Annotated in this window: 17 protein-coding genes; 3 read left to right on the forward strand and 14 right to left on the reverse strand. The window is 36.5% G+C overall.

Annotated elements, in window-relative coordinates:
* The first annotated feature begins 60 nt into the window (after positions 1–60).
* Complete coding sequence (locus tag ACZ1GR_RS09290; RefSeq protein ID WP_472608718.1) at positions 61–1428, forward strand: OmpA family protein; 1368 nt, start codon at positions 61–63, stop codon at positions 1426–1428.
* A gap of 61 nt (positions 1429–1489) precedes the next feature.
* Complete coding sequence (locus tag ACZ1GR_RS09295; protein WP_472608719.1) at positions 1490–4234, forward strand: PD-(D/E)XK nuclease family protein; 2745 nt, start codon at positions 1490–1492, stop codon at positions 4232–4234.
* Here the strand turns inward: ACZ1GR_RS09295 and ACZ1GR_RS09300 are convergent, their stop codons facing one another.
* Positions 4235–4942 (reverse strand): SDR family oxidoreductase, encoded by a 708-nt coding sequence (locus ACZ1GR_RS09300; protein ID WP_472608720.1) that lies wholly within the window; start codon positions 4940–4942, stop codon positions 4235–4237.
* Positions 4943–5046: 104 nt separating this feature from the next.
* Positions 5047–5184 carry a hypothetical protein gene (locus tag ACZ1GR_RS09305; RefSeq protein WP_377767080.1) on the reverse strand — a complete coding sequence of 46 codons (138 nt, stop codon included), beginning with the start codon at positions 5182–5184 and terminating at the stop codon, positions 5047–5049.
* A 304-nt stretch (positions 5185–5488) separates the two neighbouring features.
* Here ACZ1GR_RS09305 and ACZ1GR_RS09310 point away from each other — a divergent pair, with 304 nt between their 5' ends.
* On the forward strand, positions 5489–6706 hold the full coding sequence (locus ACZ1GR_RS09310; protein WP_472608721.1) for a phage integrase SAM-like domain-containing protein: 1218 nt from the start codon (positions 5489–5491) through the stop codon (positions 6704–6706).
* 117 nt (positions 6707–6823) lie between these two features.
* On the opposite strand, the gene ACZ1GR_RS09315 is transcribed toward ACZ1GR_RS09310, so the two are convergent.
* The 12 genes from ACZ1GR_RS09315 to ACZ1GR_RS09370 all read right to left on the reverse strand — a co-directional run bounded on the left by ACZ1GR_RS09315 (position 6824) and on the right by ACZ1GR_RS09370 (position 19005).
* Positions 6824–7297, reverse strand: coding sequence for a DUF6730 family protein (locus ACZ1GR_RS09315; RefSeq protein WP_472608722.1), 474 nt, complete (start codon positions 7295–7297; stop codon positions 6824–6826).
* A gap of 11 nt (positions 7298–7308) precedes the next feature.
* Positions 7309–8178, reverse strand: coding sequence for a relaxase/mobilization nuclease domain-containing protein (locus tag ACZ1GR_RS09320; RefSeq protein WP_472608723.1), 870 nt, complete (start codon positions 8176–8178; stop codon positions 7309–7311).
* Positions 8178–8480: a mobilization protein MbpA gene (mbpA, locus tag ACZ1GR_RS09325; RefSeq protein ID WP_472608724.1), complete on the reverse strand. Its 303-nt coding sequence runs from the start codon at positions 8478–8480 to the stop codon at positions 8178–8180. Before mbpA ends, ACZ1GR_RS09320 begins: the two co-directional genes overlap by 1 nt.
* Entirely contained in the window at positions 8477–9433 is a 957-nt protein-coding gene (locus ACZ1GR_RS09330) for a toprim domain-containing protein (RefSeq protein ID WP_472608725.1), read from the reverse strand. Before ACZ1GR_RS09330 ends, mbpA begins: the two co-directional genes overlap by 4 nt.
* Before the next feature lie 208 nt (positions 9434–9641).
* Complete coding sequence (locus ACZ1GR_RS09335) at positions 9642–10847, reverse strand: primase-helicase family protein (RefSeq protein ID WP_472608726.1); 1206 nt, start codon at positions 10845–10847, stop codon at positions 9642–9644.
* Between the two features lie 84 nt (positions 10848–10931).
* Entirely contained in the window at positions 10932–11201 is a 270-nt protein-coding gene (locus ACZ1GR_RS09340; RefSeq protein ID WP_472608727.1) for a helix-turn-helix transcriptional regulator, read from the reverse strand.
* A gap of 937 nt (positions 11202–12138) precedes the next feature.
* Complete coding sequence (locus ACZ1GR_RS09345; RefSeq protein WP_472608728.1) at positions 12139–13266, reverse strand: trypsin-like peptidase domain-containing protein; 1128 nt, start codon at positions 13264–13266, stop codon at positions 12139–12141.
* A 6-nt stretch (positions 13267–13272) separates the two neighbouring features.
* A complete protein-coding gene (locus ACZ1GR_RS09350; RefSeq protein WP_472608729.1) occupies positions 13273–14217 on the reverse strand; it encodes a S41 family peptidase in 945 nt (314 codons plus the stop codon).
* A 22-nt stretch (positions 14218–14239) separates the two neighbouring features.
* Positions 14240–15271 (reverse strand): right-handed parallel beta-helix repeat-containing protein, encoded by a 1032-nt coding sequence (locus ACZ1GR_RS09355; protein ID WP_472608730.1) that lies wholly within the window; start codon positions 15269–15271, stop codon positions 14240–14242.
* 145 nt (positions 15272–15416) lie between these two features.
* The gene (locus ACZ1GR_RS09360; protein ID WP_472608731.1) at positions 15417–17183 is read right to left on the reverse strand and encodes a serine hydrolase; all 1767 of its coding nucleotides are present in this window, start codon (positions 17181–17183) and stop codon (positions 15417–15419) included.
* 45 nt (positions 17184–17228) lie between these two features.
* The gene (locus ACZ1GR_RS09365; protein ID WP_472608732.1) at positions 17229–17951 is read right to left on the reverse strand and encodes a LytR/AlgR family response regulator transcription factor; all 723 of its coding nucleotides are present in this window, start codon (positions 17949–17951) and stop codon (positions 17229–17231) included.
* A gap of 1 nt (position 17952) precedes the next feature.
* Positions 17953–19005 (reverse strand): sensor histidine kinase, encoded by a 1053-nt coding sequence (locus ACZ1GR_RS09370; RefSeq protein WP_472608733.1) that lies wholly within the window; start codon positions 19003–19005, stop codon positions 17953–17955.
* Positions 19006–19260 lie beyond the last annotated feature (255 nt).

The following is a 19260-nucleotide window of genomic DNA, read 5'->3' on the forward strand; positions in this document are numbered from 1 at the left end:
TAATAGTTCTTAACAACTTACATTTGCAGCTAATAAACACTTAAACTTAAAATTTTGAGCATGAAACATCTTAGCAAATTTTTAGTTGTTGCCTTACTATTTGTAGGAGTAAACAACCTACAAGCGCAAGACGAGAATAATCCATGGCAGGTTAGTTTTGGAGTAAACGCAATTGACACTTACCCAGCAAGTGCAAGCCAACTTTCTGAAGCCCTGGGTCAAACAAGTTCTTTCGGCAACGAATTCTTCAATGCGACTGATCACTGGAATATTTTGCCTTCTATATCTTATGTATCTGTGTCAAGATATATTGGTGATGGATTTTCTTTTGGAGCAAGAGGTTCATTAAATAGAATAGATCAGTTAGGCGACGCAAGTGTCGATGATTTGTCCCATTATGCTATCGATGGAACCATTAAATATAATATACTTAAGAATACCAAATTAGATCCTTTTGTTGAAATCGGAGGTGGTTATACTTGGGTAGACGAAATTGGAGCAGGTACCGTTAATGGTGGTCTTGGATTAAACTATTGGTTTAGCGATAATCTTGGTATTACTGTCCAGTCTACATACAAACACGCTTTTGAAGATTATGGGGTTACTCATCTTCAACATTTAGCTGGTCTTAATATACGTTTTGGTGGTACTGACACTGACGGTGACGGTATATATGACAAAGACGATGCTTGCCCAGAAGTTGCTGGTCTTGAAGCATTCAATGGTTGTCCTGATTCTGACGGAGATGGAATAGAAGACGGAAAAGATAGTTGTCCTAATGCAGCTGGTTCTAAAGAAATGAACGGTTGTCCTGATTCTGACGGAGATGGTATAGCTGATAAAGATGATGCTTGTCCTAATGAAGCTGGTATTGCCGCTTTAGCTGGTTGTCCTGATGCTGATGGTGATGGCGTAGCTGATAAAGACGATGCTTGTCCTAGTGAGGCTGGCCCTGCTGAAAACAAAGGTTGTCCTTGGCCAGATGCTGATGGTGATGGCGTTCTTGATAAAGATGATCAATGTCCTCAAGTTGCTGGTACTGTAGCTAATAATGGTTGCCCAGAAGTAACTGAAGAAGTACAGAAGCAGTTGAATGATTACGCTAGAACTATATTGTTTGACACTGGTAAAGCATCTATAAAAGCTGAATCTACTTCAGTAATGGTAGATATCATTCAAATTTTGAGTGAGTATCCTAACGCTAAATTTACAGTTGAAGGTCATACTGATAGTGTTGGTAGCGCTAAACTAAACCAGTCTTTATCTGAAAAACGTGCTAATTCAGTTCGTGATTTCTTAATCGATAAAGGAATTGGATCAGATAGATTAACTGCAATTGGATACGGAGAAGATAAACCAATCGCAACAAACAACACTAGAGCTGGTAGAACTCAGAACAGAAGAGTTGAAATCAACTTAGTGAAATAAGTTTAAGACAAATATTTATAAAAAGCCTCAGCAATTGCTGAGGCTTTTTTATTTTTAAGAAATGCAAAGCTTCCTTGAAAATGTTCTTTTTCAATTAAACAAAAATGGTGATAGGTTAGAAGAATTAACCTATATCGTGCCTAGTAAAAGGGCAGTTATATTCTTAAATAAACACTTATCCTCTTATTTAAATACTCCTGTATTCGCACCTAAGATTTATAGCATAGAAGAATTTATAGCTGAAATAGCAGGTTTAGAATATGCAACCAATACTGAATTACTCTTTGAGCTTTATTCATCTTATTCAAAGGTTACTCTGGAACAAAAAGATGATTTCAGTTCTTTTCTCAAATGGGGGCAAACACTGCTTCAAGACTTTAATGAAATAAATCGATATCTGGTCGACCATAATTCGCTATTTCAATACCTAACATCAATTCAAAAACTAAACAACTGGGGCCTTAGCGCTAAAAAATCTGAATTAATAAGTAATTATTTAGCTTTTTGGAATAGCCTACCTGCAATTTATTCGGAGTTTACCCAACACCTTCTTCAGAATAAAAAAGGTTATCAAGGTTTGGTATACCAACAAGCTTCAGCAGCCATTGAAAGCTATCTAAAGTTAAATACAAATAAAACATTCGCCTTTATTGGATTTAATGCCCTTAATAAGGCAGAATCGAGAATAATTCAAAAATTTCTGGTTGATGGTAGTGCTAAAATATACTTTGACCTTGATGCTTGCTTTTTAAAAGACCCTATTCACTCTGCTTCGCATTTTATACGTTATTACAAAAACACATGGCCTTATTTTAAAAGTAATGACCTTCTTGGAATCACTACTAACTATGCCTCTAAAAAATCAATTCAGATTATTGGTGTGCCAAAATCCGTTTCACAAGCCAAATATGCCGGTAATCTAATAAGCAAGATCTATTCCACTAACCGGAACGATTTAAAAAATGCTGCATTAATTCTAGCAGATGAGAGTTTACTGGAACCCGTTTTAAATTCCATCCCCAATACACTTAAAAAAGTGAATATTACTATGGGGCTCTCCTTACAAAATACAGCCCTCGCAAGCTTTTTTGAAGCACTTTTTGAACTACATATCAATAAAAGTAAAAATGGATTTTTTTACCAAGACCTTCTCAAGTTTTTATCGAATCCATATACCGTAACACTATTTACTGAAGGAGCCATTGACTACTCCAAAAAACTACAAGAAAAGATACACAACAACAACTGGGTCTTCTTGAGCCTAAATCAAATATTAGCTGCGATACCCATACTTCAAAATCTGAATTCTAAGATTTTTATCGACTGCGCTAACGGGCAAGACCTTTTAAAAATTCATCAATATACTATTGAATTGCTAAAAGAAAAAATTAGTGAAAGAAACAGTTTTTATGACTTGGAACAGCTTTATCAGTTCTATAGAATAACAAATCAAATTGAAGCCCATTTAGACACCTTTAAATTTGAGATGGACTTAAAGGCCCTTAAGAATCTGTTCTTTGAATTATTAAGCAAAGAAACCTTAGATTTTAGAGGAGATGCAATGGAAGGTCTACAGATAATGGGAATGCTGGAGAGCCGGGTTTTGGACTTTGAAACCGTTATTATAACCTCGGTCAATGAAGGTATACTACCATCAGGCAAAAGTAATAACTCTTTTATTCCGTATGATGTGAAACAAGAGTTCGGTTTACCAACCTATAAAGAAAAAGATGCCATTTATACCTATCATTTTTATCGTATTCTACAGAGAGCCAAAAACGTATATCTTATTTACAATACGGAACCCGATGTTCTAGAAGGTGGTGAAAAAAGTAGATTTATCAATCAACTTTTAACAGATGAAAACATAAACAAATTCATCACCCACAGTATTGCCTCTTCAAATGTAAAATCGAATATACCCAGAAAAGTGGTTATAAATAAATCGCCAATGCTACTAGAGGAGTTACAGGTACTTGCCACCAAGGGGTTTTCACCTACATCACTGACCAACTACATCAGAAACCCGATTGAATTCTATCGAAAAAATATCCTCAAAATAGATGCTCTTAATGAAGTAGAGGAAAGTATAGCGCTTAATACTTTTGGGACTATTATACACGATGCTCTAGAAGATCTGTACTCAAACTTTGTTACTCAAAGACTGACACAAGAAATGCTTTTAGATGCAAAGCAAAAAGTACCATCAGTTGTTCAGCGTCATTTTAACAAAAGTCATTCAGAGGCTGATTTGACCAAAGGAAAAAACCTTATTATCTATAACGTCATCATAAAATATATTGAGGATTTTATTGCATACGAAATAGAACAACTGAAAAAACATCAAATAATATTATTGGGCGTTGAACTGAATCTTAGGCTGGAATTGAACATCCCAGAATTGGCCTTTCCGGTAGTTCTAAAAGGCAAAATAGATCGGATTGATGAAATAGATGGCCAACTAAGAATACTTGATTATAAAACAGGCACTGTCAACCCCAGTGAAGTAGAGCTTATGGAATGGGATAGTATTGTAACAGATAAAAAGTTTAGCAAGGCATTTCAACTATTATGTTACTCACTAATGTATCGTAGAAAAGAAAAGAAAGCCTCGTTTGAAGCTGGCATCATCTCCATAAAAAAAATAAGTGCCGGTGTTTTTCGTTTCGCAACTAAATCATCAACAAGAGGCCCTAAAGAGCATACAATAGATCCTGATGTGCTTTCAGTCTTTGAATCACATTTAAAAGAACTTATCCTGGAAATATTTAATCCGGAGGTTCCGTTTACAGAAAAAGAAGATTGACTATTTTAAATCGGGCCGAGTTGGTCTAACTTCAATTTTACTGGGTAAGGTTCTTGGATGCATGTTTAATAGGTCGACTACCAATTTTCCAATATCTTCAGGTTGAATTTTCCATGCATCCTTAGCAGAAGGTTCGTTATCATTAAAATAAGTTGATACAGAACCGGGCATAATTGTACTCACCTTAATGCCATACTTTCTTAAATCTAACATTGCGGCCTGGGTGAAACCTACAACTCCGAACTTTGTTGCATTGTACCCCGCACCCTGGGCAAAAAAATTAGTGCCTGCTAAACTTGCAAGAGTCATATAGTAACCCTCTGTAGCTTTTAGAGCTTCAACGGAAGCCTTTAAGGTGTGAAAGACCCCTGTTAAATTGGTGTCTATCATTTGTTTCCAACTATCTGCTTTCATTTGGTCCACCGGAGCAAAATGACCTACCCCTGCATTCGCCAAGACCACGTCTAATCTACCCCATTTATCTAAAATAGTGCTTACCACAGCTTTTTCATCCTCTAGAACAGTAACATCTGAACTTAAGGGCAGAACATAGTCTTCATGTTCTAAAGTCTTGGCAGCCGCTATAACCGTCTCTAAATTTCGGCCGCTTATTGCAACTTTCATTCCTTGCTCGAGCAAACTCTTGGCAACGCCCAAACCAATTCCTTTACTACCTCCTGTGATATAGGCAACTTTATCTTTTAACATCTTTAATTCTTTATTACAAAAATAGTATCATACTTCTGAAGAAATGCCTCATTGTTATAGATTAACTTCCTTTTAGTACAATCTTAAATGGTTAAAAGTCCGGTTTATAGTCGGTTGGAGGTCTTTTTCTTTTTAAGTGAATCTTGTATGATAGGAATTACCAAAACCAACATATATACAAAAGCGAATCCGGCCAAACCTAAACAAAGACCTAGAATAAGATTTATTGTAGTATCATTCATTTTACTGTGATTGATTGTTGTACTACATTGGACACCAATTACTTAGAAAAGTCACTTTTCTATATATCTTGATCAAAAAAGCCCTCACATCTGTGAAGGCTTATATTTACTAAGTGGAGAATACCGGAGTCGAACCGGTGACCTCTTGCCTGCCAGCAAGAGGATTGGTATACCAAACCGAATCAAAATTATACATAACTAATTATAAATCAATTATTTAATTGAATTCATATTCATTTGATATCAAAAAAAAACATCTATTTGCGTGCAAATTGCGTGCAAATTTTTTTTACCTTTGATTAAGATGAATACTAATATTAAACTTTCTTTAGATACTCGCAGGCAGAAAAAGGATGCCTCCTACCCGGTCATTTTACGATTGACTCATTTTCGTAAAACAACGTCAATAAGTTTAGGCCAATCTGTACAAAAGGAGTTTTGGGACAATAAAAACGAGAAGATAAAAAGAGCGTTCAAAGGCACTTCATCAGTTAGTAAATTGAATAATCAGCTTTTGAAGGAAAAGACCAGAGCTGTGGACATAATTAATGACCTGCACGAGAAAGATGAACTTAACTTTTTATCCATTCTACAACTCAAAAGCAAAATCGTAAAAACCGCCTCATTCGAATCATTTTTTGAGTATAGTAAGGGTGTCGTAAATGAGCTAAGGCATGCTGAACGCTTTGGAAATGCCAACACATACTATGCTGTAATCAAGGTAATGGAAAAATTTACCGGTGGGAATGATATCAAATTCAACGAAGTTAATTACGACTTTCTTAAAAGGTTTGAAAGTTGGCATTTTTCAAGGGGTAATTCTGTAAACGGTCTTTCGGCATACATGAGAACTATAAAGGCTATTTTAAATAAGGCCATTAAATCTGATGTTATTTCAAGAGATGCTTATCCTTTTACCCACTATAGAATTAAAACAACTCCTACTGAAAAAAGAGCTCTTGACATCAAAAGCATCAAATCTATAATGCTTTTAAAACTGGAAGAAACCGATAGTCTGTTTCATTACAGAAACTACTTCTTAGCATCTTACATGCTCTATGGCGTTTCATTTATGGACTTGGCTTTTTTAAAAGTTGAAAATATCATTGATAACCGCATTAAGTTCCAGAGGAAAAAAACATCCAAACCTTATGACATAAACATAACCTCGCAGCTAATGAAGATACTTTCGTTTTACCTTAAGAACAAGGGGAAATCAGATTTTATATTTCCGATAGTTAAAAGGGACATCTTTGAACTTCAATATAAGGATGTATTATGGGCTCGGAAGAGATATAATAAAGGGTTGAAGGAGATTGCAAATAAATGTAACATAGAACAACGGTTGACCTCGTATGTATCTCGCCATAGCTTCGCAACTCAAGCCATGTTACAAGATGTTCCTTTGCAAGCAATCTCAGCTATGCTGGGTCATAATCGTTTATCCACTACTCAAATATATCTTAAGTCCTTACCAAGTGAAATACTGGATGATTACAATAAAAAATTGGTTGAAATATAGGTTAGTTTTTCTGAACCAGTCCCAAATCTTACCCTTAAACTTTGCGCATGGATCCTGTGGAATTTTTGTAGCGATTCCGGTAGATAAGCGTTAAGCAAAAATTCCATAGGGCGCACACTACTGTTGCTTTGGAACGCTATCTTTTTCTTTTATCCATTTCCGGTATGATTCGTAATGCTCGGGGTTTTGGTCAAAATATCCTTTTAGGTTTGAAATTACTTCTTGCTCACCCTCGGCGAAGGCCTTTTCTTTTATATCATTTATTCGAGATACTTTGAAGGCTAAATAGCCGATAATAATCAAGGAAGTTATCCAGATAGAATAGTGGAGCCATACCTGTACTTTCGGAACCAATCTTGCTTTTGAAATCTGCTCGGTAATACCTCGAACGGATTCATCAAGCCTTGAATTATTCGCCTTCTCGGAATTCAAATGTTCACGGAGCAACCTTTCAATTTCGGTGGTATCCGCTTTAATCTTGAGGTTATCCGTGTTTTGGGTCAACCGTTCCAGTCTGACAAGGGACTTGTTAAACCCGTCCAGCTCGTCGGTGAGCAGTTCCATTACTTCATCCAGTTTTTTATACCCCATAGTTTTCAATTTTAAATTCCGATTCCTGTATCAATGGCCTTCTTGATTGTTTTTTTTATGATGTTCTTGGCGATGCTCGTAGCAAGATTGGTGCTTATTTCCACGGTCTTTCCCAATACCTGAACCGATTTACCAACCTCTATTGGTTTTGCCATACCCCTACTGTAGGAAAGTTGCGCCATTATCCTTCCTCCGGACATGGAGCGGTGCACCTCGCTTGCCTTGAAATTATGGCCTTCGTATTGGAATCGAAATCCCTGCAATTTGTTCGCCTTGTTGATAGTTGGAATTACTTCCACGTTCCTTTTCTGCATGGCCTTGATATAACTATCCAAGGTTTTTGGTCTTTGGCTCTCCATTACCCTCTGATGAACGTTTCTTATTTCAAGGCGGACTTTTATGGAATCCAGCTCCTTTTCCAGTTGTACTTCCTTGACCGTGGTCAGTCCCATTTCCCTGGCCACGTTTTTGGCTGCCAGTTGGCTCCGCTTCCCGATAAAGCTATCATTGTATGCCCTGCCGTCGAAATCGATGCGGTTGACGTACAAATGCACATGCGTATGTGCCTTGTCCCGATGAACGAATGCGATGGCCTGCCGCTCTTTTAGCTGCATTTCCTTAATGAATTTTCGGGTCAGTTCCCCCAATTGTTCCTTGGAAAGGTTTTTACCGTCCTCTTGTGTCGGGCTGAGGATAAAGCTCAAGGTGTTCTTTTGGCAACGGGTATTCTCTTCCTGTATCAACTTGAACTCTTCGGTTATCTCTTGAGGATCGGTTCCCGCCAGATGTTGGCTAAAGACTATCTCGGCATCTTTCTCTTGGTTCCAACCGTATTCGATACTTGTCCCAGTGTGGGCTATGGAGGTTCCCTTTCCTATCATTACTTTACTCTTTTGAAATTATAAAGGTGTGTGCGTATTTCCTCCGCCAATTGCTCGACCTCGCTTGCCAGTTTCGGGTTGTGTTTCCTGAACATATTCCCGATGCGGGTAAAGTTGCTCTTGTACTTCACTAGCATTTTATAATGTGTCAATTGTTCGTCCGTCAACCGTTCGATGACGGAATTGCCGAAAGCGGAGCTACGGCAATATTCGGAAAGGGAAATACCCGCCCTTTCCGCTCTTTTTTTGAGCAGCTTTTTCTCATAGATGGAGCACCGGAACTTGATGTAGGTTCGTTTCATTTCTTTTTTACTTTGCGACCGCCGGGAGTAAAGCGAGTTTGTTTTTGTGGCAACAAAAACACATCTCGCGCTTCCTGACCAAGTCCCTTTTTAGCATTATATATGAGCCATTCGTTCATGTCCTTATACCTCTCGTATAAACTTGATTTGTCAATGCAGTTATTCGAATGGGCAATCAAGTCTCCGGCGGTTTCCCTTCCATTTTTGTCATTATCCAAATAGAGGCCGATTTCGTTATAGCCATCAATGACTTTTATCGCTTTCCGTAGAAAGGCCGTAGAGTTTAAGACTAGAAAATCATATTCCAATTTTAAATCTTTAGTACTCTCCAAAATCGATAATAGGTCGAACATCCCTTCGGTAACAATTAGTTTTTTATTACCGTTTTTGATATGGGCGGTGTCCTTCGGGGAACTGGAGTTCTTACAGTATTTGTTGCGTAGTTCCCATCCATCGGAATCGTTCTTCAAACCGATGGCGAAGTATCGTCTTCCTGTATGTAGATAGTGGACTTCCTTACAAATGGTTGATGCCCTAGCAATGGAAATTTTTCGTTCAAAAAGATATCTTAACAGACCGTAATGCCGAATCGGTCGTACATGGAGAATCTTTAGGCGATTGCTGTTATCATTTATTAAAACTGGCCGCTGTTGAAAAGAGAAAGAGGTCTGGTCTTGTCCAATAAACTTTAAAGCTTCCTTTACCGAAGATTTGTTGATTTTGCAAACCAGGTCAATTACATTACCACCAATACCTTCTCCATGGTCGTACCATCTATTGAGCTTCTTGGCAACCTTGAAAGAGGCTTGGGTCTCGAGCCGGAACGGACTCAGGAACCAAGCTTCTTTTTCGCTCGTCTTGGTCGGAAAGTGCCCTAGTTTTGCCAGCGCTTTTTCGATGGGAAAAGCTCGGGCTCTTTCACACGATAATCCAATTGTTCTTTCTTTTTTCATAAGCCAAATAGTTTTGAGCAAAAAATTGATGTTTTGATGACAGAACATGGGAAAGCCCTTCTTTACTTCGGTTTCCGTAGCATCGTTTTCTTCATCGATTCATCATTTTTATATTTTTTCTATGTTTTCTTGTCATCGTTTTATTTTTTGATGAACAAATGATGATATAATGATGACAGCCCCTGCATCGATAAATAAAGCGAACAGTTCAATCCGTCATCGTTTCATCGAAATTGTCAAGCAAAAAAGATTTTTCCACTACAAAATAGCGTCCCTTGGCATCCAACAGCTGCATGGAGGCATCCTGCCAAATGACCAGTTTTTGATAGCTCAGGGAATTGTCCTTGTTCTCCAATTTCCAGTCCCTCTTCAGCAGTCTTCTGAGCTGTGTCAGATCGGTCTTTATCCGTGTCCTGTTCAACAGCTGTAATGCATCCAGAGGGCAAATATGTATTTCCTCAGCATCGAATTGTTCCATGGCCCCAAGCAGAATCGTAGCAAGTTCCTTTTCGACCCTATTACGATTATTCTGTACCAACTTTTTCAAGGCAGATGTCTGTATCTGTTTTGGGGTAAACCACATTCTAGTGGTATGCTCGCTCGATAACCGCCGCTTTTGCATGTAATGCAGAAAAGCCGGTATTTCCGATATCAGTCGGTTCAGGAAATCGGTCTTCTCCTTTTTGAGCACTGGTATTTTCAGCACCCAAAAGCGCGTCTCGTTCCCGTCTATTTTGATGAAATTATCCTCATTGTTGCTGCATAGAACGAACTTACCAAAGAACTCCACTTCCCTTTTGTCCTTTCCCTTCGCCTCCAACTTGTTGATATTGGTGGTACTCAGATACTTTATACGTTCGGTAAGCTCTTCCTTGTTGAACAGTACTTCGTCTATACAGATGAGCAGCTTGTTCGCCCAGTCCGCATTGAACTGGCTACTGAAACTATCGTTGGTCAAATAGGTCATGTTGTTATCGAAGATGGCCTTCAGCCATTTCAGAAAGGTGCTCTTGCCCGTGGAACGTTCCTTAGAAACCAAACACAGTATTGGCAATACCTGTACCGGTTTTGTGTACAGTAATTGCAAGTAGTCCAGTCCCAGTTCCTTGTGCTTGCCAAAAATGTGTTCGATGAAACTCAATGAAGTATTGCATTCCCCTTCTTTGGGGACTGCGGGCAATGGGGAATAGGTATTATAGAACCCTTTATACTCCTGTTTGAAATCGACGTGGCTGGGGATACAGGTAAATCCATCATACTTGGGAACTTTACCCAAGTAATCCTTGCCATGGTCTTGGCGTATGGTCTCTATGTTCCAATGCACCAGTATTTCGTTGAAATGGCCTGCGATGGTGGGTGCCTGCACCAGTTTATAATAGGAAGTGCCCACCCGTAAGCATGGTGCTGTTTTCATATAGTGACGTTTTGAACACCGAGGGAATTCCCAAGATGTAACAGTAAGTTCATGAAAATTCAAAATGGTATCGCCTGCTTTTACTTATCGAACAGGCTCCGCTATCGTTTCGATTTCCTGTATGGATTTTCGTTCGTTCTGTAGCAACCAACGAACGATTTTCTTCCTTTCGAAAAAAATCAATTTTCCATTAGGCTTGGAGTGCGGAATGTTTCCCGAAGCGGTAAGTTTGTAAAGGTAACTTCTGGATATGCCGGTATAGTCACAGGTTTCCTCAAAGGTCAGTACCTCTTTATTGGCAATCAACAGTCTTTCCAAACGGTCTAGCCGTTCGAGTATTAAAAAATTGTCCATTTTGTTTCTTTTTAGGGTTACGAAATGAACAAAAGCGCTTTTGTTTTCCTTCAATATTATTGTTGAATAAATGTATGAAAATAGGCGAATAACCAAATAGATTATTACAAAGAGTTATTCACAAATAACTGATATACAACAAATTAAACCAAATAGCACCAAACTAGATAGTGCTAAAGGACCAGTAATTTTATTTGGTTCCGTTTGATACCAAACGACACCATTCTAAATAAGAGTGTAATCCGTGATTTAGCAGAAAATTGTGGGTTATCAACAATTAAAACTGAAGGAATTAGAAAATAAGGACTTTAAAAAGACGGATTTTGACATTTAAGTTATACTAAAAACGGTTTGATATTTTATTATTACGTGAAGAAAGATTGGCATTTCATTTGAAAGTACTGTCTCAAAAAACGTTCGTTTTGAGGGACTTACGGAATGGCATACAACGAGCGCTATGTAAATCATCGGCTAGTGTATTGCGTATACCGAAGGGCACTATACACACCTTTGCTGTATGCCTGTTTATTACACTTTAAACATATTTAAATCATTTTCTTGAACTATTAAAGAGCTATCATTCAATTGCCAATTAAAAGGAAATAATCATTAATCAACTTTTGGTCTGGACGTATTTATTTTATAAAATTAAAATATATAATGGTTTTTCAATTCTCCACATACCTAATCCGTAGTGTAATTGGTGTAGGGTGTTGCTTTTGAGTCTGAAAAATATGCTGTAGAGAGTAATGTTGGTGGACTTTCGAAGTAATGATTCATGATATATTCCCTCTTCTTAATTTCACGCGATTTTTCGAGTATTATTTTATCTGTAGGTATTAAAATATTATCTGTAATTCAGACTTACCACTGTTTTAAAAATTCTATAATAATTAAAACATCTATTCTACGAATATCATGTAGATTTAATAAACACTTATCTTTTGTCGAGTTTTTTTAATCCTGTAATTGCCTCTTCATTATCTGGCCATAATTTGATTGCATTTTTAAAAGCATCAATTGCTTTGTCCTTTTTATCAACTTTTAAATAGACATTCGCCATTTTGGTATATGTTCCAGTCAATGCAAGTTCTTTAATACTTAATTCATAAAGTCCAATTCCTATATCATAGTTTTCATTTTCAACAAATTCATCCGCTAATGCGTTAATCTTCTCTGGTGAAAAGTTATATATAAAATAGTTATTCTTATCTTTTTTTAAAGTATTAAACTTTTGTATACCTACCTCTAGCCCTTCTTTAAGAATTACGTTTTTTATAGCGTTGTCAATAGAAATGAGTGGCACGTTTAGAGGCTGTTCCTTGGTGAGGATTTTTTTAAGATAATGTGTAGAGGTACCATATATAGCATTAGCTCCAGTAAATTTATCTGTAGCAGAACCTCCTACAATTCCAATTAATAAACCATTTTTATCAACAATTGGAGAGCCACTCGCTCCGGCTACATTAGCTTCCTCTGGTAATGAAAAAACAATTCTACTACCTTCAATTTCTAGTATTTTACCTTCTTCGGTTATACATTTTTTATCTTTATAAGGGCATCCAAAATAATAAACACTTTCTCCAACTTTAACTTCTGTAAATCTTGGCTTCAACGGTTTTATGTTAGGAGAAACGTATTCTGTTCTAAATACAATCCAATCACGTTCGGTAATTGTTGATTTAGGCCCGGTGAGTATTTCAGAAGAGTCCGTATTTATAAGTTTCGTGGCGATAACTGAATCGTTAGGGTTCCCCTTGGGATGCATAATCCATTTTTTTAAGTTTCCCTGTAAATCCACTGAATTCATTGATTTAGTCTTTGCGATCCAAAGTACATGTTTTGCAGTTGCAGCCAAGGTATCTGATCCAGTGTCGATGAGAAATCCCGTTCCAGCATATTCAAAAGAAGAATGGATATAACTTTCACCATTTTTATACTCTACATTGTTTATCATTGCAATTGCTGGCCACTGTTCTTTTGACTTGTCAATCCAAGATTCTTCATGCTGTGCAACGCAATTGGCACAAACGATTGCTAACAATAAAGTTTTAAATTTATTCATAAGTTTCTATTTCAGTAAATCAAGTGTTTTTTCCAACGCTCTGTTTGACTCCGTTTTATAGTCTGGAATAACTCCCGTTAACTCCCAATTCTTATTGGTTTTGGCGTTTATAGGTGCAGCAACAGAAATAGAAATTTTAAAATCGTGCGGTAGGTCAAAAAAATCATTCATATGAGCAGCACCGGCACTATTTTCTCCAACAATAATAGCTTTGTCAAAGGCCTGAAGCGTATAAGCAAAGTATTCAGCTGCTGAACCCGTTTTAGAGTTTATAAGAACATACAAAGGTTTATTTATCATCAATTTGCCATGAATTAAATCGGATGTGTAAGTTTTATCAGTACTTTTCTCATCTGCAAAATAGGTGGTGTGTAAATGTTCAGGAGGACCTTCAAAATAATGATTTAGAATATACTCCATTATACCGGGATAACCCCCACTATTATTCCTAAGATCAATAATCAATGCTTTAGTTTCTTCCACCATTTTCATTGCAGCGACAGCAGTGGGAAAGGACCGTTTTGGGTGCATAAACTCTACGATTTTGACATAACCAATATTACCTTCCAATATTTGGATCTTGGTAAACCCAAAATTTTTTTCAATCTCATCCTTTCTTTCAATTTCTTCCCATTCCAGCGGTTCTTCGGTGCTAGACAGATTCTTTTTAACACTCACATAAAGATGACCGTCATTACTTATTTCCCTGATGTCTTTGGTCAAAACCTGAGCCAAGCTGTCCGGGTTCGTATATTTTACATATTTGTTTGGAGATAAATTGATTTGAAACTGTTTTGAAATTTCGCTGCCTTTTTCTAAAAACACATATCGATCGCTTATTAGAATAGGGATTTTTTCAGTAATCTCCCTTACCTGATTCGCAGAAAGGTTTTGGGAATAAATTGAGTACGCGGAGGAAATAAATAAAAGAAATATTGATATGGTTTTCATTTGTAATGATTATGTACTATTGTTATTTAAAAATCCCAACTTTAAACTCTTGTCCTTTAAGACCATTAACCAAATGCAAATGATTTTTCGATAATATCAATTCAGTATTTTTTAAGATTTCTAATTTACCTTTGCTTATGATTCTGTTTTCTTTTATGAAGGGTTTTGTATTCTTCATTATGGCTTGATCAGCACTGGACCAATATCCAGTATACCCACCATTTTGCGTAATTATACTATTATTAAAGGCTGAGGAATAGCTCACATCTTTAGCACCGACCAAAACATGATTGTTGTTAAAAATTAAATTGTTTGAAAAATTGAACTTGTAATCCTTTGCTCCAAACCAAAAAGCACTTTCGTAAGATTCCGTTACAATGGTATTTTTGATGGTAAAACCTTCTACGTTGTTAAAGAACAGTACGCCATTTCTGCATTGAAAAAAGACACAATTTTCTATGGTATTCTTTGGCCCATGTGCCCAAACTCCTCCCTGAATAGGTGCAGACTCCTTATCTCCTATGAAATAGCACTGGGATACCATTAAATCTTCAAGTTCTTGATTTTCCTTTGAAATAGGGTAGTAATAGGAAATAGTAGGATTGGCATTTCCCAAAAATTTCAAACCTCTTATCGTTACATAAGCCGAAGAAACCAAAAAGCCGGTGGTATGCGGAAATTGGGTTACGGAATTATTCCCTGAGACGGACAGGATTCGTGGCATTTTTTCTTGTGACCAACCCACATCATCGGGCATATAGACTGCTTCAATAACAAACCGGGTAGAATCAGTCATTTTTCGAATAGGGTTAATATCCTGTCTTTTGTTCAAAACGTATAATCCAGGATTTAGTTTAATAGTAATTGACCCTATTCCTGTAAGCGAATTGGCGTATGACAATGCTTTTGAAAGCGAATTAAATGGTTTTTCCAAACTTCCATTGTTTCCGTTTTGATTTGTAGTTGGGTCCACATATATTTCTTGGGAATAGACTTCTTGGGAAAGCGATAAAAAGAAGGCTGCCACAATTAAAATTGAATTATTAATTTTCACAAGTTTATTTTTAAGATTAAAATTCTATTAGATGTTTATTTGTTATAAAGGATATCGAGGTCCATTTTCAGGAGTGATCTAAAATCCCATAAACCAAGATATTCAGAGCATTTACCATACAAGTGTTTGGTAATTTGTTCTTTGCTCATTTACGGTGTAAAAAGCGCTTCAAATTGTATTGAAGCGTTTTTTTATGTTCGGAATTCGTAAAGAAAACATAACCACTTTTATTTTCAATATTGAACATGTACTGTGCAGTAGAGCTTAAGTTATCACCTCCGTGAGAATAATTTTCTCCATAGTCTGTTGATTCAATTCTAATACCCAGACCGTATTTTTTACTATTTGCATTTTTGGTTGCGGGTGAAGTCGATTGGACTTTTAGCAATTGATTTTTTTCATTTTCTGAAAGTAATTCTCCATCCATTAACTCAATCAAAAAGTTACTGAAAGAAACTATGTTTGTTTGCAAACTTGCCGCAGAGTTGAAATTAGGATTGTTTGAATTGCTTGCCCATCCGGTATTTAATTTTCTATTCAAATGGCCTTTAGCTCTATATTTTTCCAAATAATCGTTCCATATAAAACTGCTTTTTCCCATATCCAATGGATCAAAAAGTTCTTTTTTAATAATAATTTGCAAGCCATTTACATCAGTATTTAAAAGATGCGCCAAAACCTCTGATAAATATTGATAACCCTCACCAGAGTATTGAAATTGAGTGCCAGGTTCAAAATCAATCCTAAGCTTTGCGTTCCCGTCATAGTTACCATTACTATCCAAAAATCGCCAGTTTGGAAAGCCGGAGGTATGGGACAGAACCATCCGAGCGGTTATCTTCTTATAACGGTCATCATGGGCAATGCCCGGGTTTTCCAAATATTTATATAATGGCTCATCCAAATCGATTAATCCTTTCCCAATCATTTTTAACACAAAAAAGCTAAAAACGGTCTTGGACATGGAAGCGGCATCAAACATGGTTTTGTTGGTAACCTTATCGTTTGTTTCGACATTCGTTACCCCCATATATCTTTTGTAAACTATTTTTGAATCATTAATGAAAGCAAAAGATAATCCGGGGATTTTTAAAGAATCCATTTGTTTTTGAAGAAACTTGTCCAGATCAGCCTTCTTTATTTCATATCCATTTATAGACCTAAGAGATTTTGCATCTAACATGGGGCTGCCATAATCTTTTTTATTGTTTAACCTATCAAATTTGTCTTTCAACAAAGTAACTGCAGGTTTTCCCCCTTTATCTATTCCTGTGACAGATAAATTGATAATGGCATCAGAAATGGGATTGTAAATTGAAACAAAAGCAGATCGTGCTTTTTGTTTACCACATCTTTTATCGCCACCAGCATTTTCGCCTGCCTCTAAGGCATCCATTAAACGCTCTGAAAACGGTTTGTCCTTAGCTGCATTAAAAGCCATGAAAGCGTCGTTTATAACGACCTCTCCAACTAAGATGTTCCCAAGGACGGCAAAATTATTATCTATCCTGGACCCGTTCCAATCTTTTATTTCACTTCCAGAATAAACCAAAGGAGCGCTATTATTATCCAGTATGATTACCCCGTATTGTTGCCTTTCAGGGTTAAATTCCTTCGCCTTCATAGCTTTTAATATGTCCTCAATTGGCATATCATTTTCCATAAGGTCTACTCCTTTCATCCTCGCAAAGTAATTACTAGAAGCTTGAACGACTATGGCACCTTTACCAGGAATTAAAGATGCTATACCTGAAACATCAAATGTGCAAGAAGCCCCTGCAATACCAATTTCTCCAGTATTCCTGTCGACTGCTATAATCGACCATGTAGCATAGGAACTTGTATTTACAAGCAGAATTAAAAATAGTAGTAATGAAATTTGAATTGTTTTCTTTCTTTTTGTTGAAATCATGTTTTTGATTTTGATTGATGAATAATATAATTGCATGCAGCGAAGCTAAAGTCCAATTAATTTTTTTAGCTTAACCGATTGCCTTATTGACACTTCATAAGAAGTATTTGTTGTTAGGGTTAATTGCAACTTATTTTTGAAATAAGGATGAACCTCTTTGATATAATCAATATTTACCATTTGACCTCTATTAATTCTGAAGAACTGTTGTGACGGTAATTTCTCTTCCAACAGATTCAGAGACCTATGTATTAAAACAGTATTATTTCCATAATGTATCCTAGCATAATTTTCCAAAGACTCAATAAGCCATATATCGGTGATTGCTATGATGTGATATCTATGCCTATCTTTAACAAATACCTTTTGCTGTGGGGACAGATCTTCATTATTGCCTTTTTTTGCCAATAATGTTTTCCTAACTTTTTCAATGGTTTTTTGAAATCGCTCTTTTCTTAGAGGTTTTACTAGATAATCAAGAGCGTTTAGCTCAAATGCTTTTACAGCATGCTGATCATAAGCCGTAGTAAATACAACTTCAGGGACTATAGTCAATTCTTCCAACAACCGAAGCCCTGATTTTTCAGGCATATGAATATCTAAGAAAAGTACATCAGCTTTAGTGGAGTTAATCAATAATTTCCCTTCCTCCGCATTAATTGCCTCACCAATTACCGTAAACTCTGAATATGGTTCTAATGCCCTCTTGACTTCTTCTCTTGCCAGACGTTCATCATCAACTATTATGACTTCATACTTTTTGGTCATTTTAAGGTTTTGGTATTTGAATTGTTGATATTACTAGGTCTAAAGATTTTTGTTGAATACTAAAATTCGCTTGCCCATTGAATTGGATCAGCAGTCTTTTTTTTAAATTTTCAAGCCCAATCCCCTTGGACTCATTTTCGGTAATCGTTCCTGGATTTTCCACATTTATAGTGACAAAATTATCATCGTCTAAAACGGTAACACCTATTTCCCCCCCTTTCTTAAGCTTATCAATACCATGCTTTATAGCATTTTCTACCAACAATTGTATGCTGAATTTTGGAACCTTTTGAACTTTTGAACTTTCGCTTACATCAAAGGCAAAACTTAATCTATTCTCATATCTTATTTTTTCAAGTTCTAGATAATCATTGACCAGAAGCAGCTCCTCTTCAATGGTAATCGATTCACTGTCTTTTCGATTTAAAGAGAATCGGAGTAAATCCGATAATAGGTCAATCGCCCTTCTAGCTGAAGAGGGATTCTCAACGATTAAGGATTTTATGGAATTTAAAGAATTGAATAAAAAATGTGGATTAAGCTGCGCCAACAAATTATCAAGTTGGGCTTGTTTGGCCATAGTAGACAGCTCAGTATTCAACTTCAATGTATCAACTTCTCTCCTGTGATAATCATATAGATGATATGCCAGAACCCAAATTGACATCAAACGTAATCCTGTAATAAAAACTGGGTCCCATTTGAATAGGGTCTTATAAAATCCAAAGTTTTGACCTGCTATAATTTCCCAGAAGAAATACCATTTAAAATTGACAAATAGCATAAATCCAGACGCTAGGACCAATACTGATGGAATTGTTTTTAACAACAACCTGCCGAGCGGCAAGGATTTCCAGTTATAGGCTTTAGCCACCTTTCTATACATATGGGTTAACCCTATACACATCGCCACATCCAGTACATAATTACAGAAGGCTAAAAAAATAGGATAATCATCTCTATTAAGGGTAATGTACAACCAGTATAATGCAACCAGTCCCCAACCGAGAATTTGGCACTTCCAATACAGCGATATTTTATTTCTCAAAAACATATTTCACCTAATTTAATAGAATAACTCATTATAAAAAATCATATTTCCTTGGACGCAGAATATCAATGATAAACGTGCATCAATGTATCATAAATTAATGTAGACAATGTCAAATGTTCCGGAACACTTAATCTTCAAGAATGTTCAAGAATCAAGAAGATAAAGAAAAACGACCATGATAGGTTGAAATCATATTTTGAATTTCTATATATAAGTGATAGATTAATGGGTGTCAATCCCCGGGTTATGGTATTG

The organism is Croceitalea sp. W27 (genome assembly GCF_055693185.1).

Bases quoted from the DNA above. Each gene is read 5' to 3' on its own strand.
- ACZ1GR_RS09290 (WP_472608718.1), top strand. From the start codon at position 61: ATGAAACATCTTAGCAAATTTTTAGTTGTTGCCTTACTATTTGTAGGA.
- ACZ1GR_RS09295 (WP_472608719.1), top strand. From the start codon at position 1,490: ATGCAAAGCTTCCTTGAAAATGTTCTTTTTCAATTAAACAAAAATGGT.
- ACZ1GR_RS09300 (WP_472608720.1), bottom strand. From the start codon at position 4,942: ATGTTAAAAGATAAAGTTGCCTATATCACAGGAGGTAGTAAAGGAATT.
- ACZ1GR_RS09305 (WP_377767080.1), bottom strand. From the start codon at position 5,184: ATGAATGATACTACAATAAATCTTATTCTAGGTCTTTGTTTAGGTTTG.
- ACZ1GR_RS09310 (WP_472608721.1), top strand. From the start codon at position 5,489: ATGAATACTAATATTAAACTTTCTTTAGATACTCGCAGGCAGAAAAAG.
- ACZ1GR_RS09315 (WP_472608722.1), bottom strand. From the start codon at position 7,297: ATGGGGTATAAAAAACTGGATGAAGTAATGGAACTGCTCACCGACGAG.
- ACZ1GR_RS09320 (WP_472608723.1), bottom strand. From the start codon at position 8,178: ATGATAGGAAAGGGAACCTCCATAGCCCACACTGGGACAAGTATCGAA.
- mbpA (WP_472608724.1), bottom strand. From the start codon at position 8,480: ATGAAACGAACCTACATCAAGTTCCGGTGCTCCATCTATGAGAAAAAG.
- ACZ1GR_RS09330 (WP_472608725.1), bottom strand. From the start codon at position 9,433: ATGAAAAAAGAAAGAACAATTGGATTATCGTGTGAAAGAGCCCGAGCT.
- ACZ1GR_RS09335 (WP_472608726.1), bottom strand. From the start codon at position 10,847: ATGAAAACAGCACCATGCTTACGGGTGGGCACTTCCTATTATAAACTG.
- ACZ1GR_RS09340 (WP_472608727.1), bottom strand. From the start codon at position 11,201: ATGGACAATTTTTTAATACTCGAACGGCTAGACCGTTTGGAAAGACTG.
- ACZ1GR_RS09345 (WP_472608728.1), bottom strand. From the start codon at position 13,266: ATGAATAAATTTAAAACTTTATTGTTAGCAATCGTTTGTGCCAATTGC.
- ACZ1GR_RS09350 (WP_472608729.1), bottom strand. From the start codon at position 14,217: ATGAAAACCATATCAATATTTCTTTTATTTATTTCCTCCGCGTACTCA.
- ACZ1GR_RS09360 (WP_472608731.1), bottom strand. From the start codon at position 17,183: ATGATTTCAACAAAAAGAAAGAAAACAATTCAAATTTCATTACTACTA.
- ACZ1GR_RS09365 (WP_472608732.1), bottom strand. From the start codon at position 17,951: ATGACCAAAAAGTATGAAGTCATAATAGTTGATGATGAACGTCTGGCA.
- ACZ1GR_RS09370 (WP_472608733.1), bottom strand. From the start codon at position 19,005: ATGTTTTTGAGAAATAAAATATCGCTGTATTGGAAGTGCCAAATTCTC.